Here is a 26,744-nt window from a genome sequence, read left to right on the forward strand (position 1 = left end):
GCCCGCCCCTCCGGGGTGGGCCGGCCGAGCGTCCCTCCAGGAGGTCCCGTGCAGCTGGAGAACTCGTTCACCGTGCCCGTACCGATCGACGAGGCATGGCGGGTGCTCCTCGACATCGAGCGGATCGCCCCGTGCATGCCCGGCGCTGCGCTGGATTCCGTCGACGGCGACGACTTCACCGGTCGGGTGAAGGTCAAGCTCGGGCCGATCAACCTGACCTACCAGGGCAAGGCGTCGTTCATCGAGAAGGACGAGGCGGCGCACCGGGCGGTCATCGACGCCCGGGGCAAGGACCAGCGGGGCAACGGGACGGCGGCGGCGACGGTCACCGCGAAGCTCCGCGCCGAGGGGTCGGTGACGCGGGTCGACGTCCTCACCGACCTGAACATCACCGGCCGGCCGGCGCAGTTCGGGCGCGGCGTGATGACCGACGTCGGCAACAAGCTGCTCGGGCAGTTCGCCGACAAGCTCGCGGCCCAGCTTGGCGAGGGCGACGCGCAGGGCGACGCGGACCGGGCGGCCGCCTCGGCGGACGCCGGTCCCGCGGCGAAGGCGGCGGCGACGGCCACCGGCGTCGTCGAGGAGGTCGCCGCCTCGGCGGAGCAGGCCGCCGGTGAGGGCACCGCGGCCAAGAAGGCGGCGGCGGCGACGAAGAAGGCCGCCGCCTCGGCCACCGACAAGGTGAGCGAGCCGGCCGACGCATCCCCGGCGAAGAAGGCGGCGCCCGCGAAGGCAGCGCCCGCCAAGGCCACCCCGGCGAAGAAGGCGGCCCCGGCGAAGGCCGCCTCCGGCAAGGAGACGGCGACCACGGAGACCCCGGCCAAGGAGACCGCGGCCAAGGTCACCGCCGAGAAGGCCGCCGACACCGCCCCCGCCGGCAAGGCGCCGAGCTCGCCGCCCAGCGGCAACACCGCCCCGCCCGGACGGCCCTCCACCGGCGCTCCGCTGCGCAGCGTGCCCGGCAGCGGCCCGGCGGAGCGGCCGCGTCCCGCGCAGTCCGAGCCCGAGCCGATCGACCTGCTCGAGGTGGCCGGCGGGGCGGCGCTGACCCGCTACGCCGCGCCCGCCGCGGGGGTCGCCGCGCTGGTGCTGGTCGTCGCACTCGTGGTCAGGCGCCGCCGCCGGCGCTGAGGCGTGCAGGACCGATCCGTCACGGTGCCGGGTCCATCCTCTGGGCCGGCGCCTGGTCGCTGGTCTCGCGCGCTTCTTCGCGCCCTGAGCAGTGCCGCTAGGGGTGACGCGCTGGAGTCATGTCCGCACCGGGTTGGACGTCCGCGGGAGCTCGGGCCGTGAGCGCGTCACCTGGGGTGACGGAGCGGGTGGGGGGCGCAGGACAGCTTCGCCGGTACGCCCGCCGTGGGACCCTGACTCTCGTGCCCCGGCCGAAACCCGTGACGTGGCGCCGCCGCAGCCGGTGGGGTTGGCCGGCATCGCCACCACCGACGGTGCCGCCCGAAGGCCCGCCTCGGTTCAAGTGCCCGAACTGCGGTGCGCCGCTGGGGACGGAAGGTCACTGCGGTGCCTGCGGCGCCGACCCGCGGGAACTGTTCACGAGCCACTAGAAGCGGGATGTTGATCTGACGTGCTCGTCCCGCCCTGATCTGCAGAAACTGTCACACCCCCCGCCTAGCCTGCGGTCATGTCGGTGGTGGGCGGGTTCGCGGTCGGGGTGACGGTGTCACCGGTCGGCCCGTTCCCCTCGCCGTGGGAGCTGGCCGATCCCGATCCGCAGCGGTGGGACGAGCCGTTGTCCGCGTGGCTGCCCGCGCGGCGCGGGGCGGTGGAGGCCGCCGACCTGCTCGGCCAGATCGTGGTCGCGGAGGCGAAGCTGGCCGCGTTGCGGGTGGAGCTGGTGATGGACCTCGCGGCCGCCCGGCCGGCGCCTTCCGATCCGCCACCTGGGGGTGAGCGGGCCGGGGACCGCGGCCCGGCGGGGGCGAGTGAGTTCGTGCCCGACGAGTTGGCCATGGTGCACAACTGCAGCCGGACGGCGGCGGTGACCCTGCTGGAGCACGCCGATGTGCTCGCCACCCGGCTGCCGGGCACCTTCGCGGCGCTGCGGCTGGGGTTGCTGGACTGGCCGCGGGCCCGGGCGATCGCCGCCGAGGTCGCCGCCGCCGGGTCCGACACCGACCCGGGAGTGATCGCCGGGGTGGAGGCCGCGGTGCTGCCCGGCGCGACCGGCCTGGGGGTGGGCAAGCTGCGCGAAGCGGTGCGCGCGGAGCTGCTGGCCCGCGACGCCGAGGCCGCCGAGCGGCGGCGGGAGACCCGGCAGCGTGGGGCGGATGTGACGGTGCGCCCGGTCGGGGACGGGATGAGTGAGCTGCGCGCCCTGCTGCCCCATCCCGAGGCCCGCGCCTGCCGCGACGCCGTGGATCGGCATGCCCGGGCGGCGAAGGAGGCCGGCGACGAGCGGCCGATCGGCATGTTGCGCGCCGGCGCGATCGCCGATCTGCTGCTGCGGCCCTGGCAGGAGCGCCCGGCGGTGACCGCGCAGCTGACCGTGGTGGCCCCGCTGACCGCCCTCACCCCCGCGGGGTTCCTCGCCGCCGGCGCGCCGACCCCGGCCGCCTTCACCCCACCCGGCACCTCACCCGGCACCCGGCCGGGGGTTGCCGAGCCGGTCGGGGAGGACGACGGGGAGCCGATCACCGCCGCCCACCTGCGCGAACTGCTCGCCCAACTGGGCGCCTGCAACCTGCAGGCACCACCGGCGGGCAGCCTGCAGATCGCGATCACCGACGCCACCGGCGCGCTGCAGGCGGTCACCGGCCGGGCGGAGCTGGCCCGGCTGGCCCGCACCGGCTGCCCCGACCACCCCACCGACCCCGACCACCCCACCGACCCCGACCACCCCGACCGTCCGGACTCATCGTGCGGCTGCCCGCTGCTGGGCCGCCCCGACCCGGTGGATGGCTACCGACCCTCGGCCGGCCAGCAGCAGTTCCTCCGCCTGCGCGACCGCACCTGCCGCCACCCCGGCTGCACCGTGCCCGCCGGCTGGGCCGACCTGGACCACGTCATCGCCCACGCCGCCGGTGGGGCGACCGCCTGCGAGAACCTCTGCTGCCGGTGCCGCCGCCATCACCGGCTCAGGACCTTCGCCCCCGGCTGGACCCACACCCTCGACCCCGACGGCGTGCTCACCGTCATCACCCCCACCGGCGTCACCCGCACCAGCCGACCACCCGGCTTCCGCGTCCTCACCGCACCACCGCAACCACCACCGGACCCGGACCCGGACTCGAACCCGGACCGGCAGCTCGACCTGGACGACGACCCACCACCGTTCTGACCGCTCCGGTCAGCCGGGGAGCACCTCGGCCAGCCAGGAGGCGGCGGCCGCCCCGACGAGGTCGGGGTTCTTCTTCAGCGAGTGGTCACCGGGCACGGCGTACACGGAGGCGTGCGCCCGCCCGGCCAGCACCGCGGCCACCGCGGCCGGTGCACCGAATGCGTCCGTCTCCCCCTGCACGACCACGACCGGCACGGTGACGGACGTGAGCTCCGCGGCGCGGCTCTTCTCGGGCCGGCCGGGCGGGTGCAGCGGGAACGCCAGCGTCAGCACGCCGTCCGCCCCCACCTGCGCGGCGGTGCGGCAGGCGACCCGCGCACCGGCGCTGCGCCCGCCGACGACGAGCGCCCCGGTCAGGTGGCCGGTGCCCGACAGGTGCGCCACGACCGCCCGCCAGCCCTCGTCCAGGCGGGCCGGCGCGGGGGCGATCCTCTTCCCCGCCACCCGCCAGGGCTGCTCGACCCGCAGCACGCGCCACCCGCCCTCAGCGGCGTCCCGGGCCACCGCCAGCAGGTCCGCGGACTCCACCCCGCCACCGGCCCCGTGCCCGAGCAGCAGCGTCCCGCGGGACCCGCCGTCGGTGAGGTGGGCGCGGGCCGGGCCGTGCGGCGTCTCGATGTCGAGCGCGGTCACCGGGGCGGGAGGGCCAGCAGGGCGTCGACCGCGCCGGCGAGGTCGGCCCCGGCCACGTCGGGCTCGCCGTACACCGCCGGGAACACCCGCTCGCGGCGCGGGAACCACGCGCCGGTGAGGCCCGCCCGCCCCGCGCCCAGCACGTCCCAGCCGTGCGACGCGACCAGCGCCATCCGCTCCGGGGCCACGTCGCAGAGGCCGGCCGCCCACAGGTAGACCTCGCGCGAGGGCTTCCAGGCGCGGATCGTCTCGCTGGTCATGCTGCGCTCCACCAGCGGCGTGATCCCGCCCCGCTCCAGGCCCGCCTCGGCCACGCCGGGGGAGCCGTGCGACAGGGTGACCACCCGGACCCCGGCCTCGGTCAGCCGGCGCAGCGCCGGCTCCACGTCGGGGTGGGGCGACAGCTCGCCGAAGGCGTCGGCCACGCTCGCGCGCTGGTCGGCCGAGAACCCGGTCTCCTGGGCGAGCGCGGCGTCGAAGGCGTCCCGGAAGCGGCACCACGAGCCGACGGCGGCCGCCGCGAAGCCGGTGAGCAGCGTGCGGGCGAAGACCGTGCCCAGCAGCGGCGCCGGCTCGCCGAGCTCCACCAGGGTGGCGCGGACGGGCGCGAGGTCCAGCAGCGTCTCGTCGACGTCGAACGCCACCACCTCGGGGCGGCGCCGGGTCACGACGTCGGGTCCCAGTCCTCGTCCAGGTGCTTGCCCGCGTCCGGCGGCCGGCGCAGCTTGCCGGTGGCCTTCTTGTAGACGAACCACCCCACGCCCAGCACGACGGCGACGACGAGGGCGTAGTCCAGGTAGCGCAGGTTGTCCTGGATGAAGTCACCGGCCACGACGCCCAGGGTGATCAGGACGGTGTTCCAGATCAGGCTGCCGGCGGCGGTGAACAGCAGGAACTGCCAGAACGGCATCCGCACGACCCCGGCCGGCACCGAGATGAAGCTCCGCACGATCGGCACCATCCGGCCGAAGAACACCGCGGCGCGGCCGTGCCGCTCGAACCAGGCGAAGGTCTTGTCGACGTCCTCGGTCTCCACCAGGGGCAGCCGGTCGAGGAAGGCGTGCGACCGGCGAGGGCCGAGGGCCATCCCGACGTAGTAGAAGAAGATCGCCCCCAGCAGCGAGCCGAGGGTGGCGAAGACGATGACCGGGACGATCGACATCCGGCCGTCGTTGATCAGCACGCCGGCGAGCCCGAGAACCGCCTCGCTGGGGATCGGCGGGATGACGGTCTCGAGCAGGATCGACAGCCCGACCCCGACGGGGCCGAGCGTCTCGACCAGGTCGAGCAGGAAACCGGTGATGCCCCCCTCGTCGGAGGATGCGGCGGCGAGGAAGGACATGGGCTCCACGGTATCGGCGCCCCCAGCCCGCCGCCGCGCCCCCGGGCCGGGGCGGAGCTAGGTTCGGGAACCATGCGGCAGCGCTTCACCGCCCGGGCCCTCGTCGTCGGCGACCGCGCCGGGACGGTCGTCCCCGACGGCGTCCTCGACGTCGTCGACGGCGCGATCGCCTGGGTGGGCCCGGCCGCGGAGGCGCCCCCGCAGGGGGACGCCGAGGTCGTCGCGCTGCCCGGCGTCCTCACCCCCGGCCTGGTCAACGCCCACTCGCACGCCCCGATGGTGCTGTTCCGCGGCCAGGGGGAGGGGCTGCCGCTGGACCGCTGGCTGCAGGAGGTCATGTGGCCGCGCGAGGCCCGCCTCACGCCCGAGGACGTCGAGGTCGCCATGACCGCGGCGTCGGCGGAGATGCTCGGCAACGGCATCACCACCAGCGTCGAGATGTACTTCCACCCCGAGCGGATCGCCGCCGCCGTCACCACCACCGGCGCGCGCGCGGTGATCGCCACCCCGCTGCTGCCCCTGCCGGGCATGCCGCCGATGGCCGAGCAGCTCGACGCCGCCGTCGCCCTGGCCGCCGGTGCGCCCGCCGACGGCACGGTCGAGTACGGCATCGGCCCGCACGCGGCCTACACCGTGCCGCTCCCGGTGCTCGCCGACGCGGCCCGCGCCGCCCGCGAGCACGACCTGCTGCTGCACCTGCACGTCGCCGAGACCGCGACCGAGGGCGCCGACCTGCTGGCGGCGCACGGGCTGTCGGTGCCGGCGCTGCTCGCCTCCTACGACGTCCTCGGCGGGCGCGTGCTGGCCGCGCACTGCGTGCACCTGGACGACGGGGACCTCGAGCTGTGGCAGGAGTTCGACGTGGCGGTCGCGCACTGCCCGGCGAGCAACGCCAAGCTGGCCAGCGGGGTGGCGCCGCTGCGGCCGATGCTCGACCGCGGTGTCCGGGTCGGCCTGGGCACCGACGGGCCGGCGTCCAACGACTCGCTCGACCTCCTCGCCGACCTGCGGCTGGCCGCGGGCCTGGCGCGGCTGCGCGAGCGCTCGGCGACCGCGCTGACCGCGGCGGAGGCGTTCTGGCTGGCCACCGGCGGCGCGGCCGAGGCGCTGGGGCGCACCGACCTCGGCCACCTCGTCGCCGGGCGGCGGGCCGACCTGGTGCACGTCGACACCCGCGACCTGGTCTTCGAGCCGGTCGGCGACCCCGCGGACGTGCTGGCCCACCTGGTCTGGTCCGGCGCCGGGCGGCACGTGCGCGACGTCTGGGTGGGCGGCCGCGCCGTCGTCCGCGAGGGCGCCTCGACCACGGTCGACGCCGCGGCCCTGCGCGCCGACGTCGCCGAGCGGGCCGCGCGGCTCGCCGCGGGCTGACTCGGCCGGCCTCGGGGCCGGGGACGATGGGCTCGATGAGCGAGCAGCCGACGGCGGTCGACGTCCTCGTGGTCGGGGCCGGGCAGGCCGGGCTGGGCACGGCCCACCACCTGCTCCGCGTCGGCGTGACCGACGTGCTGGTGGTGGAGGCCGCCGGCGCGATCGGCCAGGTGTGGCGGGACCGCTGGGAGAGCCTCCGGTTGTTCACCCCGCGCCGGTTCAGCTCGCTGCCGGGCATGCCCTTCCCGCCCGGACCGACGCGGACGCCGTCCCGGCTCGAGATGGCGGACTACCTGGCGGCCTACACCCGCCGGTCCGGGCTGCCGGTGCGCACGTCGGCGCCGGTGGTGCGGCTCGGGCGCGACGGCGGGGCGTTCGCGGTGCGCACCCCGGACGGCGTCGTCCGCGCGCGCCACGTGGTGGTCGCGACGGGGGCCTACCGCCGGCCGCTGGTGCCGGCCGCCGCCGAGGACCTGGACGGCTCGGTGCACCAGGTGCACTCGTCGTCCTACCGGCGGCCCGGTGAGCTGCCGGAAGGGCCGGTCCTGGTGGTGGGCGGCGGCAACTCGGCCGCCCAGCTGGCGCTGGAGCTGGCCGGGCGGCACGAGGTCACCGTGGCCGCACCGACGGAGCCGCGCTTCCTGCCCGAGCGCGTGCTCGGCGTGAGCATCTACTGGTGGCTGCTGCTCGGCGGCGTGCTGAACGCGGGGGCGTCGACGCCGGTGGGCCGGTTCCTGCGCGCGCGCCCCGAGGCGGTGCTGGGCCGCCGGCTCCGGCGAGCGGTGCGGGAGGGGGCCGTGCGGCTGATCGCCTCGCCGGTGGTCGCCGCGGACGGGCCGCGGGTACGCCTGGCCGACGGCACGGAGCTCCGGCCGCGGACGGTGCTGTGGTGCACCGGTTTCGCCCCCGACACCGGGTGGGTCGACGTCCCGGGTGCGCTGGCGGAGGACGGGTCACCCCGCCACGCGCGCGGGGCCTCGCCGGTGGCGGGCCTGCACTGGATGGGCCTGCCGTGGCAGACGCGGGTGAACAGCTCGCTGATCGACGGCGTCGACCGGGACGCCCGGCGCACGGCGCGCCGCATCGCGGCGGAGCTGCGCGTCAGGCGCGCAGGCTGATCGTCTCGCCCCGGTGGGCGGGGCGCAGTTCACCCGGCAGCTCGCGGCGGGCGACCTCGGTCACGAAGTCCCCCAGCGGGCTCTTGAACAGGCTGTAGTCGTCGTAGTGCACCGGCACGGTGACCGGCGGCTTCAACAGCTCTACCAGGTCCGCACCCTGCCGGCCGTCCATGGTGACCGTCAGGCCCAGCACCTTGGTGCCGCCCAGGTGCGGGATGACGACGTCCAGCGGCCCGCAGCGCTCCAGCACCTCGCCCAGGAACGGCCGGTAGAGGGTGTCGCCGCTGATGTAGCCCCGCCAGCTCACCTCGCCGTCGCGCACCAGCTCCAGCACGCTGCCCATCACCTGCGGCAGCACCCGGGCCAGGGGACCCGGGCCGTGGACGCCCGGCACCGACGTCACCCGCAGCTCCTCGGCGTCGCGGGTGAAGGTGTGCGTCTGCCACGGGCGCAGGTCGGCGGTACCGGTGAAGCCGCGGTCGGCCAGGCACTTCGAGGCCTCCGGCGTGGTGACGACGGGCGTCTCCTTCGGCAGCTCGCGGGTGGCGATCCGGTCCCAGTGGTCGCCGTGCATGTGCGAGAGCAGGATGCCGTCGAGCTCGGGCAGCTGGGCCGGCAGCAGCGCCGGATCGGTCAGCCGTTTGCTGCGCAGCCCGTAGCCCAGGTGTGCGCGCTGGCCGCGGTGCAGGAAGTTCGGGTCGGTGAGCAGCGTGAAGCCCCCGATGCGCAGCAGCATCGTCGCGGTGCCGCCGAAGGTCATGGTCACGTCGTCCGCCGCCGGTTCCATGCGGAGGCGCTTACCCCGGGCTTCCCCGCTCACCCGTGGGCGCGCTGGTGGGCGGCAGGTTGGAACGTCTCCCGCAAAGGGGTTCAGCTGGGAATCTGGATTGCCGATGGGACGCTAAGCGTGTGTACAGTGTCCACACTGACTAGGGAGGTCAACGGTGGCAGCCGCAGAGGTCATCAACATGCGCACGGAGCCAGAGGTCAAGGAGCAGCTCCGTGTCGCAGCCGAGCTCAGCAAGGTCTCGCTGTCGAAGTTCGTGCTCGACGCTGCAAGCGCACGCGCTGATGAGGTCCTTGCAGATCTGCGATCCACGGCGTTGCCGGAGGAGTTCTTCGACGAGTTCTTCGCGGCGATCAACGAGCCGGCGCCCGAAGCGCTCGCTGCGCTGACGGAGCGTCAGCGGCCTTACCGGCGACGGTGAGTGCGCCGGGGACTGGGTACGAGTCACAACGGTTCGATCCCGACAACCATCAGGTCGAAGGCTTCTGCTGCGGTGGTGACGAGAGCCTCGATAGATGGCTTCGTGAGTCAGCCGCCAATGAGGCTGCGAGAGGGATGTCCTCGACGTTCGTCTGGACGCCAGACGGCAGCGACCAGGCGGTCGGGTACTACTCTCTCGTGGCTCACACCGTCACGCGAGGCAGCCTGCCCAGCAAGCTGCGAAGCGGGCGACGGGACCCAATCCCCGCTGCGCTGATCGGCAAGCTTGCCCTCGCTGGCGAACTGCACGGCGAAGGTCTCGGCGGGCAACTCCTGCGGGATGCTCTGGAGCGTCTCGTCGTCGCCAGTCGCTCGGGGCCTGCTTTCAGGGTCATCGTCGTTGATGCGGTCGACAAGGCGGCGGAAGGGTTCTACCAGCACTACGGGTTCCAGCCGGTGCCGGATCGACCCTCGCGCCTCGTCATCCATGTGGGTCGGGTGGCCGAAGCACTGGGAATGAACGCGGCCAGGCAGTAGCCGCTCAGGCAAAGGGCGCGGGGCGCTTCCCTTGCCTGAATGCGCTCGGAAGCCGCGAATGTCAGCAGATCACGGCGTGGCGTACTGGTCCGCCGGAACGGCTGTCCTGGGCTGGTAGACAGGCGGCGTGCCAGGAACCCGCACGATCGACGAGACCTTCCTCGCGCTCCCGCTGTCCGCGCTGACCGACGCCGCGCTGACCCGCGCGGTCGACCTGGGCTGCTCGCACGCCGACCTGCGGGTCGAGCGCATCCGCACCCAGACGATCAGCCTGCGCGACGCCCGGCCCGAGGCGTTCACCGACGGCGAGGACCTCGGGCTGGCCGTCCGCGTGGTGTTCGAGGGCACCTGGGGGTTCGCCGCCGGCGTCGTCCTCACGGCGGCCGAGGCCGTCCGGCTCGCCGAGGAGGCCGTGGCCGTGGCCCGGGTGGCGGCGGCCCTCAACTCCGACCGCGTGGAGCTGGCGCCGGAGCCGGTGCACCCCGAAGCCGAGTACGTCTCCGCCTACGACGTCGACCCGTTCACCGTGCCGGACGCCGAGAAGACGGCGCTGCTCACCGAGCTGTCCGAGCAGCTGCTGGCCGGGGACGGCGTCGAGCACGTGCAGGCCACCTGCATGCTGGTCAAGGAGCAGAAGTACTACGCCGACACCTCCGGCACCCGCACCCGGCAGCAGCGGGTGCGGGTCAACCCGGACCTGACCGCGCTCGCCGTGGACCGGGTCACCGGCTCCTTCGAGAGCATGCGCACCCTCGCCCCGCCGGCCGGCCGCGGCTGGGAGTACCTCACCGGCACCGGCTGGGACTGGCCCGCCGAGCTCGCGGAGATCCCCGAGCTGCTGCGCGAGAAGACCAAGGCGCCCTCCGTGCAGGCCGGCCGGTACGACCTCGTCGTCGACCCCTCGAACCTGTGGCTGACCATCCACGAGTCGATCGGGCACGCCACCGAGCTGGACCGGGCGCTGGGCTACGAGGCGGCCTACGCGGGGACGTCGTTCGCCACGCCCGACAAGCTGGGCTCGCTGCGGTACGGCTCGCCGATCATGGACGTGACCGGTGACCGCACCGCGCTGCACGGCCTGGCCACCGTCGGCTGGGACGACGAGGGCGTCGCCGGCCAGCAGTGGGACATCGTCCGCGACGGCGTGCTGGTGGGCTACCAGGTGGACCGGAACATGGCCCGGCTGCAGGGCATGGAGCGCTCCAACGGCTGCGCCTACGCCGACTCGCCCGGCCACGTCCCGGTGCAGCGCATGGCCAACGTGTCGCTGCGCCCCAGCCCGGACGGGCCCTCCACGCAGGAGATCATCGGCGGGGTCGAGCGCGGCATCTACGTCGTCGGCGACAAGAGCTGGTCGATCGACATGCAGCGCTACAACTTCCAGTTCACCGGCCAGCGCTTCTACCGGATCGAGGGCGGCCGGCTCGCCGGGCAGGTCCGCGACGTCGCCTACCAGGCGACGACGACGGACTTCTGGGGCTCCATGCGCGTGGTCGGCGGCCCGCAGACCTACGTCCTGGGCGGGGCGTTCAACTGCGGCAAGGCGCAACCCGGCCAGACCGCGGCGGTCAGCCACGGCTGCCCCACCGCCCTGTTCGAGGGCGTGACCATCCTCAACACCGTCGAGGAGGCCGGGCGATGAGCCGGTTCCAGCGCCCGCAGGAGATCGTCGAGCAGGCGCTGGCCGCCTCGACCGCCGACGGGCAGGTCGCGTTCGTCGTCGAGGGCGCCGAGGCGAACCTGCGGTGGGCCGCCAACAGCCTGACCACGAACGGGGCGATGCGGTCGCGCTCGGTCGTCGTGATCTCCTTCGTCGACGGCGGCGCCGGGATGGCCGCGGGCACCGTGAGCCGCTCCGGCGCGCCCGACGTCGCCGCACTGGTGGCGGCCAGCGAGCAGGCAGCCCGCGACGCCGGGCCCGCCGAGGACGCGATGCCGCTGATCGCCGACGCCCCGCCCGGGGCCGGGGACTGGGACGCCGACCCCGCGGAGACCTCCATCGAGGTGTTCGCGGAGTTCGCGCCGGCGCTGGGCCAGGCCTTCGGGGAGGCCCGCGACCGCGGTGAGCTGCTGTTCGGCTTCGCCGAGCACTCGATGCGCACCACCTACCTGGGCAGCTCCACGGGCCTGCGGCTGCGGCACGACCAGCCGTCCGGGCGCGTGGAGCTCAACGGCAAGACACCGGATTTCGGCCGGTCGGTCTGGGCGGGCACGGGCACCCGCGACTTCGGCGACGTCTCGGTCGCCGACCTCGCCGCCGACGTCCGGCGGAAGCTGGCCTGGTCCCAGCGGCGGGTGGACCTGCCGGCCGGGCGCTACGAGACGCTGCTGACGCCGTCGGCCGTCGCCGACCTGATGATCTACCTCTACTGGACGATGGAGGCGCGCGACGCCGACGAGGGCCGCAACGTCTTCGCCCGCACCGGCGGGGGCAACCGCACGGGGGACCGGCTGGCGACCCTCCCGCTGACGCTGCGCAGCGACCCGCACGCCCCGGGCCTGGAGGCGGCACCGTTCCAGGTGGTGGGCGCGTCGTCGGGCGCGGCCTCGGTCTTCGACAACGGCATGGCGACGCCGGCGGTGGACTGGATCTCCGGCGGGGTCCTCGCCAACCTGGTCCGGCCGCGGGCGTGGGCGCTGAAGACCACGGCGCCGACCACGGCCGCCGTGGACAACCTCATCCTCGAGGACCCGGCCGCCACCGCGTCGCAGGCCGAGATGGTGGCCGCGACCGACCGGGGCCTCCTGCTCACCACGCTCTGGTACATCCGCGAGGTCGATCCGCAGACGCTGCTGCTCACCGGTCTGACCCGGGACGGGGTCTTCCTGGTGGAGGGCGGCGAGGTGACCGGCGCGGTGAACAACTTCCGGTTCAACGAGTCCCCGGTCGACCTGCTCGGCCGGGCGGTGCAGGCCGGGGTCACCGAGCGCACCCTCCCGCGGGAGTGGAACGACTGGTTCACCCGCACGGCGATGCCGACCGTGCGGGTGCCGGACTTCAACATGAGCAGCGTCAGCCCCGCGAGCTGAGGCCTCCCCGGCGGGTCGGGGCCGTTCCGTCACAGTTCCGCCAAGTCGATCTCCCGCACCCTGGCGGAAACTGACGGCGACGACCTGTATCCGTCGCACTACGCTCGGTTGCGGTACCAGAGCCGATGGAGCGCTTTACCCAGCCGCGGGTTCTGCCGAAACATCTGCTGGCCCGAGAACCGGGTACCGCACGCGAGCCCCGCTTCCCACGGGGCTGTCGAGGGGAGGACTCCGTGACCAGGAGTCGCAAGCCGTCCGTCTTCCAGGTGGGCAAGGTCCGCGACGACGGGCACACCGTCGTCATCTCCGGCTGGGGCCTGGGCCTCTGCGCCGCCGGGTGCACCTGCCACCGCCATCCGTCCGCCGGTCACCTCGCCATCGCCGAGGACCAGGCAGGAGGCTCCATCGGCCTGGTCAGCTTCCGCGAGGGCGGCTGCGACTGCTGCGAGCCGTGGACCTCCGAGGAGCTCTCCAGCATCCTGCGCGACTTCCAGGCGCTCGCCGGCCTCGAGGTGCAGGAGCCCCTCGCCGGTTGAGGCCCCTCACCCCGGCCCGCTCCGCTCGGGCCGGGGCCCGGCGAGCGGGCCGTTCCACCACGTCACCTGCCGGTCCGTGTGGGACGGCGCTGCGCTGCGGGGCGTCCTGGCCGGCTCGCCAGCGTCGTCGCGATGCCACTCGACGGGTAGAAGGACCCCCTGCCCCCGCCCTTCGCGCGCTCGCGGCGGCGCCGCGCGCGGCATCTGGGCCGCCAGCGGCCTGCGCGGCGTCTGCTCCCCGCGCGTGGGCGATCCCGTGCCGTCACCGGCCGACGATGTGCGCTGGCGCCCGCTGCTGGTCCTTGGAAGTGTGCGTCGGCGCCCATCATCCGATGCGTGATCGCCCGACCGGCTGCCCGACGGCGCCGCGGCCGGGCCCCGCCGGCGCTGATCCTCCCGTCGGGACGGCGGCGCGCTCCCGGGACGCGTGTGACGGACGGGGTGAACCCGCGACCGCCCACCCGCGCGCCCCCCACTACTTGTCGATACCGAATCCCTACGTTCCGTGCTGACGCGCATGGTTGCGGCCCCTTCCCCGGGCCCGGCGCAGGTGATCGGAGGCCAGGGTGCACGCGCAGCGCACGACCACCCGACGCCGCTCGCGTGCCGTCCTCGCGGTCGGCGCCGCGGTGGTGGCGGCGGCGACGGCGGTTCTCCCCCCGACCGCGGCCTCCGCCGACCCCGGCTCGGTGGCCGAGGCGGCGGAGCTGATGGCGGAGGCCGCCCAGCAGCTGACCGCCATCGAGGCGCAGGTGCACGAGGCCGAGGAGATCGTCGCCTCGCACCAGCAGGCCGCCGCGGCCGCCGCAGACCAGGCCCGCGCGGCCCGGGAGGCGCTCGCCGTCCACGAGCCGCAGATCCGGGCCATCGTGCAGAGCAGCTTCACCGGCCAGGCGCAGTCCCGGGTCGCCGTCTTCCTCACCAGCGACTCCGCGGACGAGCTCGTCCAGCAGATGACGACGCTGGACATGATCGCCACGCACACCAACTCGGTCATCACCACCGTGGCCGCCGCCCGCGCGGCCGCCGACGAGGCGCAGGCGGTCGCCGACCAGGCCGCCGCCACCGCCCAGGCGGGCCTCGCCGAGCTGCAGGCCCAGCAGGCCGAGGTGGAGCGGCGGGCCGCCGAGTACCAGTCGGACTACGCCCGGCTCTCCGCGGCCGAGCAGGACCGGGTCTCCACCATGGTCGCCGGGCCGAAGCTGGCGGCGCCGACGGTCGCCGAGCTGCCGGTCGCGCCGGGCAGCGCGGCGGCGACCGCGATCCAGGTGGCGCTGTCCCAGGTGGGCGCCCCCTACCGGCGCGGCGCCACCGGCCCCGACGCCTTCGACTGCTCGGGGCTGACCTCCTACGCGTACGCCGCCGCCGGCATCACCCTGCCGCGCACCAGCAGCGGCCAGTCGAAGATCGGCCCGCAGCTCTCCCGCGGGGAGCTCCAGCCCGGCGACCTGGTCTTCTACTACTCGCCGATCAGCCACGTCGCGCTCTACATCGGCAACGGGATGATCGTGCACGCCCGCACGTACGGGACGCCGCTGTCGGTGACCACCGTCGACCAGGGTGGGTTCCGCTTCGGCGTCCGTCCCACCGCCTGACCGCCCGGCCGCAGGGCTGTCTCAGGCACACCCCCCGGAGCCGCCACTCCGCCGCCCCGTACGTTGCTCCCCGTCGGTGACGCACGGTCGGAGGAGGTCGGCATGAGCGGCGAGGTTCCCGCCAAGGTCCAGGGCATCTACGAGGAGGTCCTGCGCCGCAACCCCGGCGAGACGGAGTTCCACCAGGCGGTCCGAGAGGTGCTGGAGTCGCTGGCCGTCGTCCTGGACCGGCACCGCGAGTACACCGAGATGAAGACGGTGGAGCGGATCTGCGAGCCGGAGCGGCAGATCATCTTCCGTGTGCCGTGGCAGGACGACCGCGGCGAGGTCTGGATCAACCGCGGATTCCGGGTGGAGTTCAACTCCGCGCTGGGGCCCTACAAGGGCGGCCTGCGGTTCCACCCCTCGGTGAACCTGGGCATCGTCAAGTTCCTCGGCTTCGAGCAGATCTTCAAGAACGCGCTCACCGGCATGCCGATCGGCGGCGGCAAGGGCGGCTCGGACTTCGACCCCAAGGGGCGGTCCGACGCCGAGGTGATGCGCTTCTGCCAGTCGTTCATGACCGAGCTGTACCGCCACCTGGGCGAGTACACCGACGTCCCGGCCGGGGACATCGGCGTCGGCGCCCGGGAGATCGGCTACCTGTTCGGGCAGTACAAGCGGATCACCAACCGCTACGAGTCCGGCGTCCTGACCGGCAAGGGCCTGGGCTGGGGCGGTGCCCTCGTGCGCACCGAGGCCACCGGCTACGGCGCTGCGTTCTTCGCCGAGGCGATGATGGCCGTGCGCGGGGAGACCTTCGAGGGCAAGCGGGTCGTCATCAGCGGCTCGGGCAACGTCGCCGTCTACGGCATCGAGAAGGTGCACCAGCTCGGCGGGACGGCGGTGGCCTGCTCCGACTCCAGCGGCTACGTCGTCGACGAGAAGGGGATCGACCTCGACCTGCTCAAGCAGGTCAAGGAGGTCGAGCGCGGGCGGGTGGACACCTACGCGCAGCGGCGCGACTCCGCCACCTTCGTCGCCGGCGGCAGCGTCTGGGACGTCCCCTGCGACGTCGCGATCCCCAGCGCCACGCAGAACGAGCTGGACGGCGACGCCGCGGCCGTCCTCGCCCGCAACGGCTGCCGCTACGTCGTCGAGGGTGCCAACATGCCTGCCACGCCGGCCGCGGTGAAGGTCTTCCGCGACACCGGGATCGGCTTCGCCCCCGGCAAGGCGGCCAACGCCGGCGGCGTGGCGACCTCGGCGCTGGAGATGCAGCAGAACGCCTCCCGCGACCGCTGGACGTTCGAGCACAGCGAGGCCCGGCTGGCCGAGATCATGCGGGACATCCACGCCCGGTGCCACGAGACCGCCGAGGAGTACGGCTCACCGGGGGACCTCGTCCTGGGGGCGAACGTGGCGGGCTTCCTGCAGGTGGCCGAGGCGGTGCACGCGCACGGCCTCATCTGAGGCTCAGAGCTCGGCGCGCAGGATCTCGGCGGCCAGCGCGAGCGACCGCATCTTGCCCGCCGCGGACTCCCGGGGCAGGTACTTCAGCCCGCAGTCGCTGGTGAGCACCAGCCGGTCGACGTCCACGTCGTCCAGCGCCCGGCGCACCCGGTCGGCCACGACCTCGGGCGTCTCCACCTCGGGCGTGGACAGGTCCAGGACGCCGAGCGCGATGCCCTTGCCGCGGAGCGGGCGCAGCGTGGCCGGGTCGAGGTGGGACTGCGCGGTCTCCACGGCGACCGTGTCCACGGGGGTGTCGGCCAGCTCCGGCAGGAAGGAGTAGCCCTCGGGCCGCTCGGAGACCATCGCCGCGTAGCCGAAGCAGAGGTGCAGGTGCACCGGCCCGGGAGCGCCCTCCACCGCGCGGGTCACGGCCTCCGCGCCGTACTCCCGGGCCACCTCGGGGCGGGCCTGCAGCCAGGGCTCGTCGATCTGGACGACGTCGGCGCCCGCGGCGAACAGGTCGGCGATCTCCGCCCGGACGACGTCGGCGTAGGCCAGGGCCAGCGCGCGGCCGTCGCGGTAGTGCTCGTCCTGCGCCTGCTGCGCCATCGTGAACGGGCCGGGGACGGTCATCTTGACCGTGCGGTCGGTGTGCGCCCGCAGGAACCGGACGTCGTCGGCCTGGACCGGGGCCGGCCGGCCGATGTCGCCGACCACGCGGGGCACCGGGATCGGCTTGCCGGACCGGTTGAGGATGCTGCCGGGCTGGTCGACGTCGACGCCGCTGAGCGCCGTCGCGAAGTGGTTGGAGTAGGACTCCCGCCGGATCTCGCCGTCGGTGACGACGTCGAGCCCCGCCTCCTCCTGCGACCGGATCGCCAGCAGGGTCGCGTCGTCCTGCGCCCCGGCGAGGAGCTCCGGCGGGATCCGCCACAGCTCCGCGGCCCGCACCCGCGGCGGGAACTGGTGGGCGAGGCGGTCGCGGTCGATGAGCCAGTCCGGCTGGGGCAGGCTGCCGACGATCGACGTGGGCAGCGGCGGCAGGGGTGCGGCGGGCATGCAGGGGAGTCTGCCGAGCATCCGGCCCGTGCGCCGCGTCCGGGGCTGTGCTGTGCTGACGGGCGTGGCAGACAACTACATCGCGGAACTGCCCTTCGGGGCCCCGGCGATCGACGACGCGGCCTTCGTGGCGCCGACCGCCGTGGTGGTGGGGGCGGTCAGCATGGGGCCGCGGTCGAGCATCTGGTACGGCGCCGTGGCCCGGGCCGATCAGGAGACGATCGAGATCGGGGCGGGGTCCAACGTCCAGGACGGGTGCACCCTGCACTCCGACCCCGGGTTCCCGCTGGTGGTGGGCCGGGACGTGACGGTCGGGCACCGCGTCGTGCTGCACGGCGCCCGGATCGACGACGAGGTGCTGGTCGGCATGGGCAGCGTCGTGATGAACGGGGCGCACATCGGCAGCGGCTCGATCGTGGCCGCCGGGGCCGTGGTCACCCAGGGCAAGCAGTTCCCACCGCGGTCGGTGATCGCCGGCGTCCCGGCCACGGTCGTGCGCGAGGCCACCGACGACGACCTGCTGCACATCCGCGGGAACGCGGCCGCCTACTCGGAGCGGCTGCCCGAGGCGCGCAAGGTGCGGCCCGTCGTGCGCCGCGCCCTGCCGTCCGCCGGGCACCTCCCCGGCGACGACATGCCGTAGGAGTCAGCGGACGGCGAGCCACTCCCGGAGGCCGGTGAGCAGCCGGTCGACGTCGTCGGCGTCGCTGTAGGGGGCCAGGCCCACCCGCAGGCCACCGGTGTCGCCGAGCCCGAGCCGCCGGCTGGCCTCGATCGCGTAGAAGGAGCCCGCCGGCGCGTTGACGCCCCGCTCGGCGAGGAAGCGGTAGGCGTCGGCGGCGTCGCGCCCCTCGAAGGTCAGCAGCAGCGTCGGCGTGCGGTGCGCCGCCCGCGACCGCAGCCGCACGCCGGGCAGCTCGGCCAGCCCCGCCTCCAGCCGCTCGCGCAGCCGGTCCTCGTGCTCCTCGATCGCGGTCATCGCCGCGACCAGCCGCTCCCGGCGGGAGCTGCCGTCGCCCAGCGCGGCGAGGAAGTCCACGGCGGCCGTCGTCCCGGCCAGCAGTTCGTAGGGCAGCGTACCGAGCTCGTAGCGCTCGGGCACGGCGTCGGAGCTCGGCAGCAGCTTCGCCGGGCGCAGCGTGGTCAGCAGCGCCGGGTCGGCGGCCATGACCCCGCAGTGCGGGCCGAGGAACTTGTACGGCGAGCAGGTGAAGACGTCGGCGCCGAGCGCGGGGACGTCGACCGGCGCGTGGGCGGTGAGGTGCACGCCGTCGACGACGAGCAGGGCGCCCGCCGCGTGCACCCGCGCGGCGATCTCCTCGATCGGCGGCCGGGTGCCGATCAGGTTCGACGCGCCGGTGACCGCGACCAGCCGCGTGCGGTCGGAGAGCACGGCGGCGACGTCGTCGGCGGTCAGCTCGCCGCTGTCCGGGTCGAACGCCGCCCACCGCACCGTCGCACCCACGGCTTCCGCGGCCACCACCCACGGCCGGATGTTGGCGTCGTGGTCGAGCCGGGTGACCACCACCTCGTCACCGGGGCCCCAGCCGGCGGCGAGCGTGCGGGCCAGGTCGAAGGTGAGCGCGGTGGCGCTGCGCCCGAACACGATGCCGCCGGGGTCGACCCCGAGCAGGTCGGCCATCGCCGAGCGCGCGGCCAGCACCGTCTCGTCGGCGAACCGCTCGGCGGCGGTGACCGAGCCGCGGTTGCTGATCGGCGCGGTCAGCGTCGCGGCGACCGCCCGGCCCACCGCCTCGGGCACCTGGGTGCCGCCCGGCCCGTCGAAGTGCGCGGTGCCGCTGGCCAGCGACGGGAAGCAGGAGCGGAGCGCGGCGACGTCGAGACCCATGGTCGCCGACGCTAGCCGCCGCCCGTCAGGCCTCCCCGGCCAGGGCGGCGACGGCCGCCCGTGCCTCCTCCACCGGCAGCGCCAGCGTCGCGTCGCCCACCGGCAGCTCCACCCGCACGGCGCCCGGGTCGCCCGTGACCGCCGCCTGCGACCAGGTCCACAGGCCCTCGTCGGCGGCCAGCCGGCGGGCGACCGCGGTGAACGCCTCCGGGGTGGTGCGCAGCAGCAGGTGCAGCATCGGCGTCTGCGGCGGGTCGGGGACGACGGTGACGCCGGGCAGGTCGCGCACCGCGGCGGCGATCTCGCGGGCGCGCGCCAGGTAGGCGGGCATCAGCGGCAGCCGCCGGCGCAGGCAGGCCAGCGCCGACGCCGCCCCCGGCCAGAGGCCGAACAGCGTGCCGCCCAGGCGGCGGCGCCACTCGCGGACCTCGCCCACGACGTCGGCCGGGCCGGCCAGGCAGCACCCGGCGAGCGCCCCGATGCCCTTGTAGAAGCTGACGTAGGCGGTGTCGAACAACCCCGCGATCTCGGCCGGCGTGCGGTCGTAGCCGGCCGCGGCCTCCCACAGCCGGGCGCCGTCCAGGTGCGCGGCCGCACCGCGTTCCCGTGCCCAGGTCACCTGCGCGACGAGGTCGTCCCACGGCGGCATGGGGCCGCCGAGGTCGCGCTGCGGCAGCTCCACCAGCAACGCGGCGGGCTGCTCGGCCACGGCATCGAGGTCGGCGCGCAGCAGCAGCCGGTAGCGGTTGCCCGCCGGGCGGAGCAGCATGCCGTGCAGCCGCTCGAACGCCTGCTCCTCGTGCCGGATCAGGTGGCTCTCGGGGTGGCAGACGACGGTGCGCCGGCCGCGCCGCTCCGCGTGCACCCGCAGCGCCGCCTGCTGGGCCATGACGCCGCTGGGCAGGTACACCGCCGCGGGCACCCCGAGCAGCTGCGCGACCTCGGCCTCCAGCTCGGCCACCACCCCGCCGTCGCCGTACCGGTCGGGCGCGGTGCCGGGCGGGACCGTCGCCAGCAGGTCGGCCGGCCGCCACGCGCCGTGCCCGGTCAGCGAGCGGGTGCAGCCCTCGCGCAGGGCGAGGAGGTCGTCGTCCACCCGGCCAGTCTCGCCCGCGGGCTGCTCAGTGGTGGCGCCGCCCCTCGGCAAGCATCTGTACGGCGGCGGCGATGCGCTTCGCCCGGCCGGCCGGGGTGACGGCGGTGTGCACCCGCCACAGGACGGCGTAGCGGTTCTGCCCGTCGAGGGCGTCGAACGCGGCGCGCGCCCCCGGCTCGGCGTCCAGCGCCGCGGCGAGGTCGTCGGGCACGGTGATGGTCGCCGCACCCGGGTAGGCGCGTTCCCACCGGCCGTCGGCCCTCGCCGCCTCCACCGCCGCCAGGCCGGCCGGGCGCATCCGCCCCTCGGCGGTCAGCCGTTCCACGGTGGCGACGTTCTTCTGCGACCAGACGCTGCGCGGGCGGCGCGGGGTGAGCCGCAGCAGGTGGTAGGAGTCGTCCAGCCGCAGGCCCCGCCCGTCGATCCAGCCGAAGCACAGCGCCGACTCGACCACCTCCGCCGAGGTGATCGAGGCGATGCCCGAGCTCTTGCGCGCGATCTGCACGTAGAGGCCGGGCGCGGTGGCGTGCTCGGCCTCCAGCCAGGCCTCGAAGGCGGGCTGGTCGCGGAACGGCAGCATCGGCAGGTCCGTCGGCACGGGCACGCCACCATCCTGGACCCGGGGTACGACGTTCCCGGCGCCGTCAGCCCGCGAGCAGCTCGCGCAGCAGCGCGTCGACCACCGCCGTCTCGACGAGGAAGCCGTCGTGCCCGTAGGGGGAGCGGATCAGCCGCAGCGGGACGCCGAGGGCGTCGGCCACCCGCTGCTGCTGCTCGACCGGGTACAGCCGGTCGCTGTCCACGCCGGCGACCAGTGCGCGGGCGGTCACCCGGCCGAGCGCCGCCTCCACGCCGCCGCGGCCCCGGCCGACGTCCCAGGTGTTCATCGCCTCGGTCAGCACCACGTAGCTGCCGGCGTCGAACCGGCCGGCGAGCTTCGCCCCGTGGTGCTGCAGGTAGGAGGCGACGGCGAAGCGGCCGTCCTCCTGCAGGCGCGGCCCGAAGCGCGCCTCCAGCTCCGCGGCGCTGCGGTAGGTGAGATGGGCGATCCGGCGGGCGACGTCGAGGCCGTCCACCGGGGGGGCGTCCAGCGGGTAGTCGCCGTCCCGCCAGCGCGGGTCGCCCCGCACGGCGGCCTGCTGCGTGGTCTGGGTGCCGATCTGGTCGGCCGAGGCGACGGCGGTCGAGGCGAGGAAGAACAGCCCCGCCACCCGGCCGGGGAACCGGACCGCCCACTCCAGCGCCCGCATGCCGCCCATCGAGCCCCCGGCCACGGCGGCGAAGCGCTGGACGCCCAGCGCGTCGGCCAGCGCCGCCTCGGCCCGCACCTGGTCGCCGACGGTCACCTCGGGGAAGCGCGCGCCCCAGGGCCGGCCGTCCGGCGCCGCCGACGACGGCCCGGTCGTCCCCTGGCAGCCGCCGAGGACGTTCGCGCAGACGACGAAGAAGCGGTCGGTGTCCAGCGCGGCGCCGGGGCCGACGACGCCGCCCCACCAGCCCGGCGTCGGGTGGCCCGGGCCGGCCGCGCCCACGACGTGGCTGTCGCCCGTGAGCGCGTGCTCGACCAGCACGGCGTTGCCGCCGTCCGGGGCGAGCGTCCCCCGGGTCTCGTAGGCGATCCGGATCCCGGGCAGGCTCCCGCCGCGCTCCAGCTCGAACGGGGCGGGCAGGTCGAGGAACCGCCGGTCGCCCGCCGGATCCCCCTCGACCCACCCGCCCATGTCAGGCGGACTTGGCGGCGCGGAACCCGGCCTCCAGGTCGGCGAGGATGTCCTCGATCCCCTCCAGGCCGACGGCGAGGCGCACCAGGCCCGGCGTGACGCCGGCGGTGAGCTGCTCCTCCGGGGTCAGCTGCGAGTGCGTCGTCGAGGCCGGGTGGATGACCAGGCTGCGCACGTCGCCGATGTTGGCGACGTGGCTGTGCAGCTCGAGGGCCTCCACGAACCGCTTCCCGGCCTCCACGCCGCCGTGCAGCTCGAAGGTGAGCACGGCGCCGGCGCCCTTCGGGGCGTACTTCTGCTGGGCCGCGTGCCACGGGGAGGAGGGCAGGCCGGGGTAGTTGACCCGCTCGACGGCGTCGTGGGCCTCGAGGAACTCGGCCACCCGCTGGGCGTTCTGCACGTGCCGCTCCATGCGCAGCGACAGCGTCTCGATTCCCTGCACCACCAGGAAGGCGTTGAACGGGGAGACCGCCGGCCCGAGGTCGCGCAGCAGTTGCACCCGCGCCTTGAGCGCGAACGCCGGCGCGCCGAGGTCGGCGTAGACGACACCGTGGTACGTGGGGTCGGCGGTGGTGAACATCGGGTGCCGGCCGCCGGTCCAGTCGAACGAGCCGCCGTCGACGATCAGCCCGGCGACGACCGTGCCGTGGCCGCCGAGGTACTTGGTGGCCGAGTGGACGACGACGTCGGCGCCGAACTCCAGGGGCCGCACCAGGTACGGCGTGGCGATGGTGTTGTCGACGATCAGCGGGACGCCGTTGCGGTGGGCGACCCCGGCGACGGCCTCGATGTCGAGGATGTCGCCCTTGGGGTTGCCGATCGACTCGGCGAAGAACGCGCGGGTGTTCTCCTGGACGAGCGACTGCCAGTTCTCCGGGTCGTCGGGGTCCTCGACGAAGGAGACGGTGATGCCCATCTTCGGCAGCGAGTGGTGCAGCAGGTTGTAGGTGCCGCCGTACAGCGACGCGGAGGCCACGATGTGGTCGCCGGCCTCGGCGAGGTTGAGGATGGCGAGGGTCTCCGCGGCCTGGCCGGAGGCGACGGCGAGCGCGGCGACGCCGCCCTCCAGCGACGCCACGCGCTGCTCGAGCGCGTCCTGCGTCGGGTTCATGATCCGCGTGTAGATGTTGCCCATCTCGGCCAGCGCGAAGAGGTCCGCGGCGTGCTGGGTGTCGCGGAACTGGTAGGCGGTGGTCGCGTAGATCGGCAGCGCGCGGGCGCCGGTCGTGGGGTCGGGGCTCGTGCCGGCGTGGATCTGCCGGGTCTCGAAGCTCCAGCTCTGCGGGTCGGTCATGCGCCGTCTCCTTCGCTCGCGGGAGATCCCGCGGCGCACGGGAACTCCGTCCTTGCCGGTGGCGGGACGCCGGCCGGCCGGCTCTTCCCCTGGAGCACCTCAGACGGAGTTGAGGTTGCCGGGCAGCCAGCCAGGTGCTTCGCGCTGCCTCTCAGGAGCCGACGTGATCGTAGGACGCGCCGCAGAGCACCGCACACCCGCCCCGGCCGGCGCAGCGATGTCCCACGTGGAACACCGGCCCCAGCGGCCTACGAGCCGGGCGCCGTCTCCCCGCCCGCGCCGCCGGTCGGCGCGGGGGCGGTCGTCTCCGGTGCCGTCGTGGTGGCGCCCGGCGAGGAGGGGGCGGTGGTGGTCGGTCGAGGCGTCGGCTCGGACTGCTGCGTCGTCGTCGCCGGCTCCTCCGTCGGCTCCGCCTCCTCCGTCTGCGTCGGCTCGGTGGTGCCCGCCGGGTCGGTGGGCTCGGTGACGCCGGTGTCCTCGGCCGGCGGGGTGGCCCCGGGCACCGGCGGCTTGACGTTGAGCCAGAGCGCGAAGACCGCGACGAAGAGCACGGCGAGCACGACGGTGGAGGTGCGGGCGCGGCCCAGCCGGCGGGGGATCGCCGCCCACCAGCCGTGCCGCGGCGCCGGCGACGCGCTGTCGGCGGGCGAGCCGGGCGCGGCGGCGGGGGCGGTGCTGACCGTGGGCTCCTCGGAGGCCCGGGCGGTGGGGTCGCGACGCTCGTCGGACGGGGTCACCGGGCTCCCTCCTGGACGGCCGTCGCGCCGTCCTGCGCCATGACCGCGGTCGTGGGCTGCGGCACCTGCATGCCCTGGTTGCGGAAGGCCTGGACGATGCGGGCGCGCAGGTCGCGCCCGACCTCGAACTGCTTGCCGGGCAGCGTGCGGGCGACCACCCGGACGTTCACCTCGTCCAGGCCGAGGGTCTCGACGCCCATCACGGTGGGCGGGTCGAGCAGCAGCGGCCGCATCGCCGGGTCGCGGAACGCCTCCCGGCCCACCCCGCGCAGGATCTCGTTGGCCCGGGTCACGTCCACGGTGGTCGGCACGGGGACGTCGACGACGGCGCGCGCCCAGTCGCGGGACAGGTTGACGACCTTGACGATCTGGCCGTTGGGCACGGTCACCACCTCGCCGTCGGGGGAGCGCACGCGGGTGACCCGCAGGGTGACGTCCTCGACCGTGCCGTTGGCCGGGTCGCCGCCGCCGACCACCTGGATGGAGACGACGTCGCCGAACCCGTACTGGCGCTCGGTGATGATGAAGAAGCCGGCCAGCACGTCGCCGACGATGCGCTGCGCGCCGAAGCCCAGGCCCACGCCCAGCACGGTCGCCGGCGCGACGAGGCCGGTCACCGGGATGCCGAGGCGGTCGAGGATGAAGAACACCGAGATCGAGTAGATGAGCACGACCAGGGCCCAGGTGAGCACCTGGGTCAGCGAGTGGCGGTGCTTGGCCGCCTCCGACCGGACCAGCGCGTCGCCGCCGGTGGAGTTGCGGTCGATCCGGTCGGTGATCCTGCCGCCGACCCAGCCCACGAAGCGGGCCAGCAGGACCGAGCCGAGGACGATGAGCACGACCTCGAGACCCCGCCCGGACAGCCAGTCGAGCACGTCTCTCAGCGCGTCCACGGGGCAGCACTCCGATCGTCGGGGGAAGCGACCCTCCCACCTTGCGCACCGCCGGGCGGCGATGCCAACCGGATCCGGAGCGTACCGCCGCGCCGACCGGCGGACGCGCCGCTGACCTGCGGCACAGCGCCCGTGGAGAGATCCCTCACGGCCCGCTCACCGCGGCTCGACGAACAGCGACTGGCTGGACCGGCCGATGGGCCCGTCGGCGTCGAAGAGGAGGGCGTTGCACTGCGCGGCGCCCGCGCCGCCGTGCACGGTCGCGGCGTCCATCCCCAGCCACTCCCCGCGCGGCGGCCGCTGCAGGGCCACCGAGAGGTCGACGTTGGCGAACGTCGCCCGCGTCCAGTCCAGGGTGGCCGAGATGCCGCTCGCGGCGTCGGTCATGACCAGCAGGTGCTGCAGCGGCGTCATCGGCTCCCCGGCGACGAGCGCGCACTCCGCGCGGGTCCACGCCGTGGCCGGGCCGGGCCCGTTGAACGTCCCCGCGGCGAACCGCCAGTCCAGCGCCCGGTGGTAGGCCACCTCGCTGGTGAAGAACGCCGCGCGCTCGGGGCGGCTCTCCTCCGGCCCGGCCGGCGCCGGGTGCGGCAGCGGGGTCTCGGGCGCGGCGTCGTCGCGGGAGCGCATCCGCCAGGCGGACAGCCGCATGAGCGGCGGGCCCCCGGCGTCGAGGACCGCCTCCACCAGCTCGATCCGCCGGCCGGGCCGGACGACCGACGTGCGCACCCGCACCGGGCCGACCGGTACCGGCGCCAGGATGTCGTAGGCCATCCGGACCGTCTGCCCGCCCTCGATGCCGCCGGCCTCCTCGGCGGCGCGGAGCAGCAACGCGGCCGGGGGGCCGGCGTGCTGGTACCCGTTGTCCCACGGGCCGATGGTCAGGGCGGTGGCGGTGAAGCCGTCGCCGTCGGGCAGGTAGAGGGCCTCCGGAACGTCCACGGGAGGAGTCTGCCGCCCCCGGTCGCCGCCCGGTCGGGCCGGTAGGTGTCTCGGTCGCCGTTGCCCGCTACCGTGCGCGCGTGCCCCGCACCGTCCGCCCTGCCCTCGGCTACGCCTTCACCCTGGGCGCGGCGGCCTTCTTCGCCGTCAACGGCACGGTCTCCACGCTGGCCCTCCAGGCGGGCGTGTCGCCGACCCGGCTGACCGCGCTGCGCTGCACCGGCGCCGCGCTCGTGCTGCTGGCGGTGCTCGCGCTCGCCGCCCCGGGCCGGCTGCGGGTGCGGCCCCGCGAGCTGCCGCTGCTCGCCGTCTTCGGCGTCGTGGGCGTCGCGCTGACCCAGTTCCTGTACTACGTCGCCATCGGGCGGCTGCCGGTCGGCATCGCGCTGGTGTTCGAGATGACCGCGCCGGTCTTCATCGCGCTCTACGTCTGGCTGGTGCGCCGCGAGCGGGTGCGCAGCCGGCTGTGGGCGGCGCTGCTGCTCTCGTTGTCCGGGCTGGTGCTCGTCGCGCAGGTGTGGGAGGGCGGCGGGTCGCTGGACGCGCTGGGGGTGGCGGCGGCATTCGGCGCGGCGCTCTGCCTGGCCACCTACTACCTGGTGGGCGAGCGCGGGACCGCGAGCCGCGACCCGGTCACCCTCACCTGCTGGAGCTTCGTGGCGGCGGCGCTGTTCTGGGCGGTCGCCGCGCCGTGGTGGGAGTTCGACGCCGGGGTGCTCGCCGAGCCGGTGCCGGTCTCGCTGGGCGACCTTCGGGTGCCGCTGTGGCTGCTCGTCGGGTGGATCGTCGTGCTGGGTGCGGCGGTGCCGTTCTGGTTGTCGGTCGCGGCGCTGCCGCACCTGGCGCCTACCACGGCCGGCTTGGTGGCGACGGTCGAGCCGGTGTTCGCCTCCGTCGTCGCCTGGCTGTGGGTGGAGCAGGTGCTCACCGGCTGGCAGGTCGCGGGGGGCCTCGTCGTGCTCACCGGGATCGCGCTGGCCCAGACCGCGCGCACCGGCCGGACGCCGTCGGCTCCCCCGGTGCCGGAGACCCCGGCCCCGCTGTCGACGTGACGC

At 75.0% G+C, this 26,744-nt stretch carries 26 protein-coding genes and 1 riboswitch; of the genes, 13 read left to right on the top strand and 13 right to left on the bottom strand.

All coding sequences use genetic code 11. The features are described from left to right. Positions 1 to 48: 48 nt before the first annotated feature. Together QOZ88_RS00480 and QOZ88_RS00485 are read left to right on the top strand one after the other, a co-directional pair. The gene (locus QOZ88_RS00480; RefSeq protein WP_305997879.1) at positions 49 to 1,131 is read left to right on the top strand and encodes an SRPBCC family protein; all 1,083 of its coding nucleotides are present in this window, start codon (positions 49 to 51) and stop codon (positions 1,129 to 1,131) included. Between the two features lie 508 nt (positions 1,132 to 1,639). Then, positions 1,640 to 3,295 (top strand): HNH endonuclease signature motif containing protein, encoded by a 1,656-nt coding sequence (locus QOZ88_RS00485; RefSeq protein ID WP_305997880.1) that lies wholly within the window; start codon positions 1,640 to 1,642, stop codon positions 3,293 to 3,295. 9 nt (positions 3,296 to 3,304) lie between these two features. On the opposite strand, the gene QOZ88_RS00490 is transcribed toward QOZ88_RS00485, so the two are convergent. From QOZ88_RS00490 to QOZ88_RS00500, 3 genes are read right to left on the bottom strand one after another with little or no spacing between them, the layout of a single operon-like run. Beyond that, positions 3,305 to 3,928 (bottom strand): alpha/beta hydrolase family protein, encoded by a 624-nt coding sequence (locus QOZ88_RS00490; protein ID WP_305997881.1) that lies wholly within the window; start codon positions 3,926 to 3,928, stop codon positions 3,305 to 3,307. Then, a complete protein-coding gene (locus tag QOZ88_RS00495; RefSeq protein ID WP_305997882.1) occupies positions 3,925 to 4,596 on the bottom strand; it encodes an HAD family hydrolase in 672 nt (223 codons plus the stop codon). The genes QOZ88_RS00490 and QOZ88_RS00495 overlap by 4 nt, the downstream gene beginning before the upstream one ends. Then, the gene (locus QOZ88_RS00500; protein ID WP_305997883.1) at positions 4,593 to 5,270 is read right to left on the bottom strand and encodes a DedA family protein; all 678 of its coding nucleotides are present in this window, start codon (positions 5,268 to 5,270) and stop codon (positions 4,593 to 4,595) included. Before QOZ88_RS00500 ends, QOZ88_RS00495 begins: the two co-directional genes overlap by 4 nt. A gap of 72 nt (positions 5,271 to 5,342) precedes the next feature. On the opposite strand from QOZ88_RS00500, the gene QOZ88_RS00505 reads away from it, so the two are divergent. Further along, positions 5,343 to 6,641, top strand: a complete 1,299-nt coding sequence (locus QOZ88_RS00505; RefSeq protein ID WP_305997884.1) for an amidohydrolase family protein — start codon at positions 5,343 to 5,345, stop codon at positions 6,639 to 6,641. A gap of 35 nt (positions 6,642 to 6,676) precedes the next feature. Further along, the gene (locus QOZ88_RS00510; RefSeq protein ID WP_305997885.1) at positions 6,677 to 7,759 is read left to right on the top strand and encodes a flavin-containing monooxygenase; all 1,083 of its coding nucleotides are present in this window, start codon (positions 6,677 to 6,679) and stop codon (positions 7,757 to 7,759) included. Here QOZ88_RS00510 and QOZ88_RS00515 read toward each other — a convergent pair. Further along, a complete protein-coding gene (locus tag QOZ88_RS00515; RefSeq protein ID WP_305997886.1) occupies positions 7,743 to 8,546 on the bottom strand; it encodes an MBL fold metallo-hydrolase in 804 nt (267 codons plus the stop codon). The two genes, QOZ88_RS00510 and QOZ88_RS00515, sit on opposite strands and share 17 nt — an antisense overlap. A 157-nt stretch (positions 8,547 to 8,703) precedes the next feature. Between QOZ88_RS00515 and QOZ88_RS00520 the strand changes: the two genes are divergently transcribed. From QOZ88_RS00520 to gdhA, 7 genes are all read left to right on the top strand, one after another. Next, complete coding sequence (locus QOZ88_RS00520) at positions 8,704 to 8,967, top strand: type II toxin-antitoxin system TacA family antitoxin (RefSeq protein ID WP_305997887.1); 264 nt, start codon at positions 8,704 to 8,706, stop codon at positions 8,965 to 8,967. A gap of 134 nt (positions 8,968 to 9,101) precedes the next feature. Beyond that, complete coding sequence (locus QOZ88_RS00525) at positions 9,102 to 9,503, top strand: GNAT family N-acetyltransferase (RefSeq protein ID WP_305997888.1); 402 nt, start codon at positions 9,102 to 9,104, stop codon at positions 9,501 to 9,503. A gap of 127 nt (positions 9,504 to 9,630) precedes the next feature. Then, a complete protein-coding gene (locus tag QOZ88_RS00530; protein WP_305997889.1) occupies positions 9,631 to 11,145 on the top strand; it encodes a TldD/PmbA family protein in 1,515 nt (504 codons plus the stop codon). Further along, on the top strand, positions 11,142 to 12,533 hold the full coding sequence (locus QOZ88_RS00535) for a metallopeptidase TldD-related protein (protein WP_305997890.1): 1,392 nt from the start codon (positions 11,142 to 11,144) through the stop codon (positions 12,531 to 12,533). Before QOZ88_RS00530 ends, QOZ88_RS00535 begins: the two co-directional genes overlap by 4 nt. Positions 12,534 to 12,766: 233 nt before the next feature. After that, complete coding sequence (locus QOZ88_RS00540; RefSeq protein WP_091930258.1) at positions 12,767 to 13,069, top strand: hypothetical protein; 303 nt, start codon at positions 12,767 to 12,769, stop codon at positions 13,067 to 13,069. Between the two features lie 566 nt (positions 13,070 to 13,635). Further along, positions 13,636 to 14,664 carry a C40 family peptidase gene (locus QOZ88_RS00545; protein ID WP_305997891.1) on the top strand — a complete coding sequence of 343 codons (1,029 nt, stop codon included), beginning with the start codon at positions 13,636 to 13,638 and terminating at the stop codon, positions 14,662 to 14,664. 102 nt (positions 14,665 to 14,766) lie between these two features. Further along, positions 14,767 to 16,116 (top strand): NADP-specific glutamate dehydrogenase, encoded by a 1,350-nt coding sequence (gene gdhA, locus QOZ88_RS00550; protein WP_305997892.1) that lies wholly within the window; start codon positions 14,767 to 14,769, stop codon positions 16,114 to 16,116. 3 nt (positions 16,117 to 16,119) lie between these two features. Here the strand turns inward: gdhA and QOZ88_RS00555 are convergent, their stop codons facing one another. Beyond that, entirely contained in the window at positions 16,120 to 17,157 is a 1,038-nt protein-coding gene (locus QOZ88_RS00555; RefSeq protein ID WP_305997893.1) for a uroporphyrinogen decarboxylase family protein, read from the bottom strand. 64 nt (positions 17,158 to 17,221) lie between these two features. On the opposite strand from QOZ88_RS00555, the gene QOZ88_RS00560 reads away from it, so the two are divergent. Next, complete coding sequence (locus QOZ88_RS00560; protein ID WP_305997894.1) at positions 17,222 to 17,800, top strand: gamma carbonic anhydrase family protein; 579 nt, start codon at positions 17,222 to 17,224, stop codon at positions 17,798 to 17,800. Between the two features lie 3 nt (positions 17,801 to 17,803). Here QOZ88_RS00560 and QOZ88_RS00565 read toward each other — a convergent pair whose 3' ends face one another. The 8 genes from QOZ88_RS00565 to QOZ88_RS00600 form a co-directional block, all read right to left on the bottom strand. Continuing rightward, the gene (locus QOZ88_RS00565) at positions 17,804 to 19,006 is read right to left on the bottom strand and encodes a cysteine desulfurase-like protein (RefSeq protein ID WP_305997895.1); all 1,203 of its coding nucleotides are present in this window, start codon (positions 19,004 to 19,006) and stop codon (positions 17,804 to 17,806) included. Between the two features lie 25 nt (positions 19,007 to 19,031). Next, positions 19,032 to 20,102, bottom strand: coding sequence for a threonine aldolase family protein (locus QOZ88_RS00570; protein WP_305997896.1), 1,071 nt, complete (start codon positions 20,100 to 20,102; stop codon positions 19,032 to 19,034). A gap of 25 nt (positions 20,103 to 20,127) precedes the next feature. Further along, on the bottom strand, positions 20,128 to 20,706 hold the full coding sequence (locus QOZ88_RS00575; RefSeq protein WP_305997897.1) for a YdeI/OmpD-associated family protein: 579 nt from the start codon (positions 20,704 to 20,706) through the stop codon (positions 20,128 to 20,130). Between the two features lie 40 nt (positions 20,707 to 20,746). Beyond that, on the bottom strand, positions 20,747 to 21,823 hold the full coding sequence (gene metX, locus QOZ88_RS00580; RefSeq protein ID WP_305997898.1) for a homoserine O-acetyltransferase MetX: 1,077 nt from the start codon (positions 21,821 to 21,823) through the stop codon (positions 20,747 to 20,749). A gap of 1 nt (position 21,824) precedes the next feature. Further along, positions 21,825 to 23,117: a bifunctional o-acetylhomoserine/o-acetylserine sulfhydrylase gene (locus QOZ88_RS00585; protein ID WP_305997899.1), complete on the bottom strand. Its 1,293-nt coding sequence runs from the start codon at positions 23,115 to 23,117 to the stop codon at positions 21,825 to 21,827. Between the two features lie 43 nt (positions 23,118 to 23,160). After that, a riboswitch (SAM riboswitch) is annotated at positions 23,161 to 23,276 on the bottom strand. 89 nt (positions 23,277 to 23,365) lie between these two features. Next, on the bottom strand, positions 23,366 to 23,854 hold the full coding sequence (locus tag QOZ88_RS00590) for a hypothetical protein (protein WP_305997900.1): 489 nt from the start codon (positions 23,852 to 23,854) through the stop codon (positions 23,366 to 23,368). Next, positions 23,851 to 24,747 (bottom strand): mechanosensitive ion channel family protein, encoded by an 897-nt coding sequence (locus tag QOZ88_RS00595; RefSeq protein ID WP_091930250.1) that lies wholly within the window; start codon positions 24,745 to 24,747, stop codon positions 23,851 to 23,853. The genes QOZ88_RS00590 and QOZ88_RS00595 overlap by 4 nt, the downstream gene beginning before the upstream one ends. A gap of 156 nt (positions 24,748 to 24,903) precedes the next feature. Continuing rightward, positions 24,904 to 25,689: a thioesterase family protein gene (locus QOZ88_RS00600; protein ID WP_305997901.1), complete on the bottom strand. Its 786-nt coding sequence runs from the start codon at positions 25,687 to 25,689 to the stop codon at positions 24,904 to 24,906. Positions 25,690 to 25,769: 80 nt separating this feature from the next. On the opposite strand from QOZ88_RS00600, the gene QOZ88_RS00605 reads away from it, so the two are divergent. Continuing rightward, positions 25,770 to 26,741: an EamA family transporter gene (locus QOZ88_RS00605; protein ID WP_305997902.1), complete on the top strand. Its 972-nt coding sequence runs from the start codon at positions 25,770 to 25,772 to the stop codon at positions 26,739 to 26,741. The last annotated feature ends 3 nt before the right edge of the window (positions 26,742 to 26,744 follow it).

The sequence above is a fragment of the Blastococcus carthaginiensis genome (genome assembly GCF_030731085.1).
In the GTDB taxonomy this organism is placed as follows: Bacteria; Actinomycetota; Actinomycetes; order Mycobacteriales; family Geodermatophilaceae; genus Blastococcus; species Blastococcus carthaginiensis.

Excerpts from the sequence above, each read along its gene's own strand:
- QOZ88_RS00485 (WP_305997880.1), top strand. The coding sequence starts at position 1,640 with ATGTCGGTGGTGGGCGGGTTCGCGGTCGGGGTGACGGTGTCACCGGTC.
- QOZ88_RS00500 (WP_305997883.1), bottom strand. The coding sequence starts at position 5,270 with ATGTCCTTCCTCGCCGCCGCATCCTCCGACGAGGGGGGCATCACCGGT.
- QOZ88_RS00505 (WP_305997884.1), top strand. The coding sequence starts at position 5,343 with ATGCGGCAGCGCTTCACCGCCCGGGCCCTCGTCGTCGGCGACCGCGCC.
- QOZ88_RS00510 (WP_305997885.1), top strand. The coding sequence starts at position 6,677 with ATGAGCGAGCAGCCGACGGCGGTCGACGTCCTCGTGGTCGGGGCCGGG.
- QOZ88_RS00515 (WP_305997886.1), bottom strand. The coding sequence starts at position 8,546 with ATGGAACCGGCGGCGGACGACGTGACCATGACCTTCGGCGGCACCGCG.
- QOZ88_RS00525 (WP_305997888.1), top strand. The coding sequence starts at position 9,102 with ATGTCCTCGACGTTCGTCTGGACGCCAGACGGCAGCGACCAGGCGGTC.
- QOZ88_RS00535 (WP_305997890.1), top strand. The coding sequence starts at position 11,142 with ATGAGCCGGTTCCAGCGCCCGCAGGAGATCGTCGAGCAGGCGCTGGCC.
- gdhA (WP_305997892.1), top strand. The coding sequence starts at position 14,767 with ATGAGCGGCGAGGTTCCCGCCAAGGTCCAGGGCATCTACGAGGAGGTC.
- QOZ88_RS00555 (WP_305997893.1), bottom strand. The coding sequence starts at position 17,157 with ATGCCCGCCGCACCCCTGCCGCCGCTGCCCACGTCGATCGTCGGCAGC.
- QOZ88_RS00565 (WP_305997895.1), bottom strand. The coding sequence starts at position 19,006 with ATGGGTCTCGACGTCGCCGCGCTCCGCTCCTGCTTCCCGTCGCTGGCC.
- metX (WP_305997898.1), bottom strand. The coding sequence starts at position 21,823 with ATGGGCGGGTGGGTCGAGGGGGATCCGGCGGGCGACCGGCGGTTCCTC.
- QOZ88_RS00585 (WP_305997899.1), bottom strand. The coding sequence starts at position 23,117 with ATGACCGACCCGCAGAGCTGGAGCTTCGAGACCCGGCAGATCCACGCC.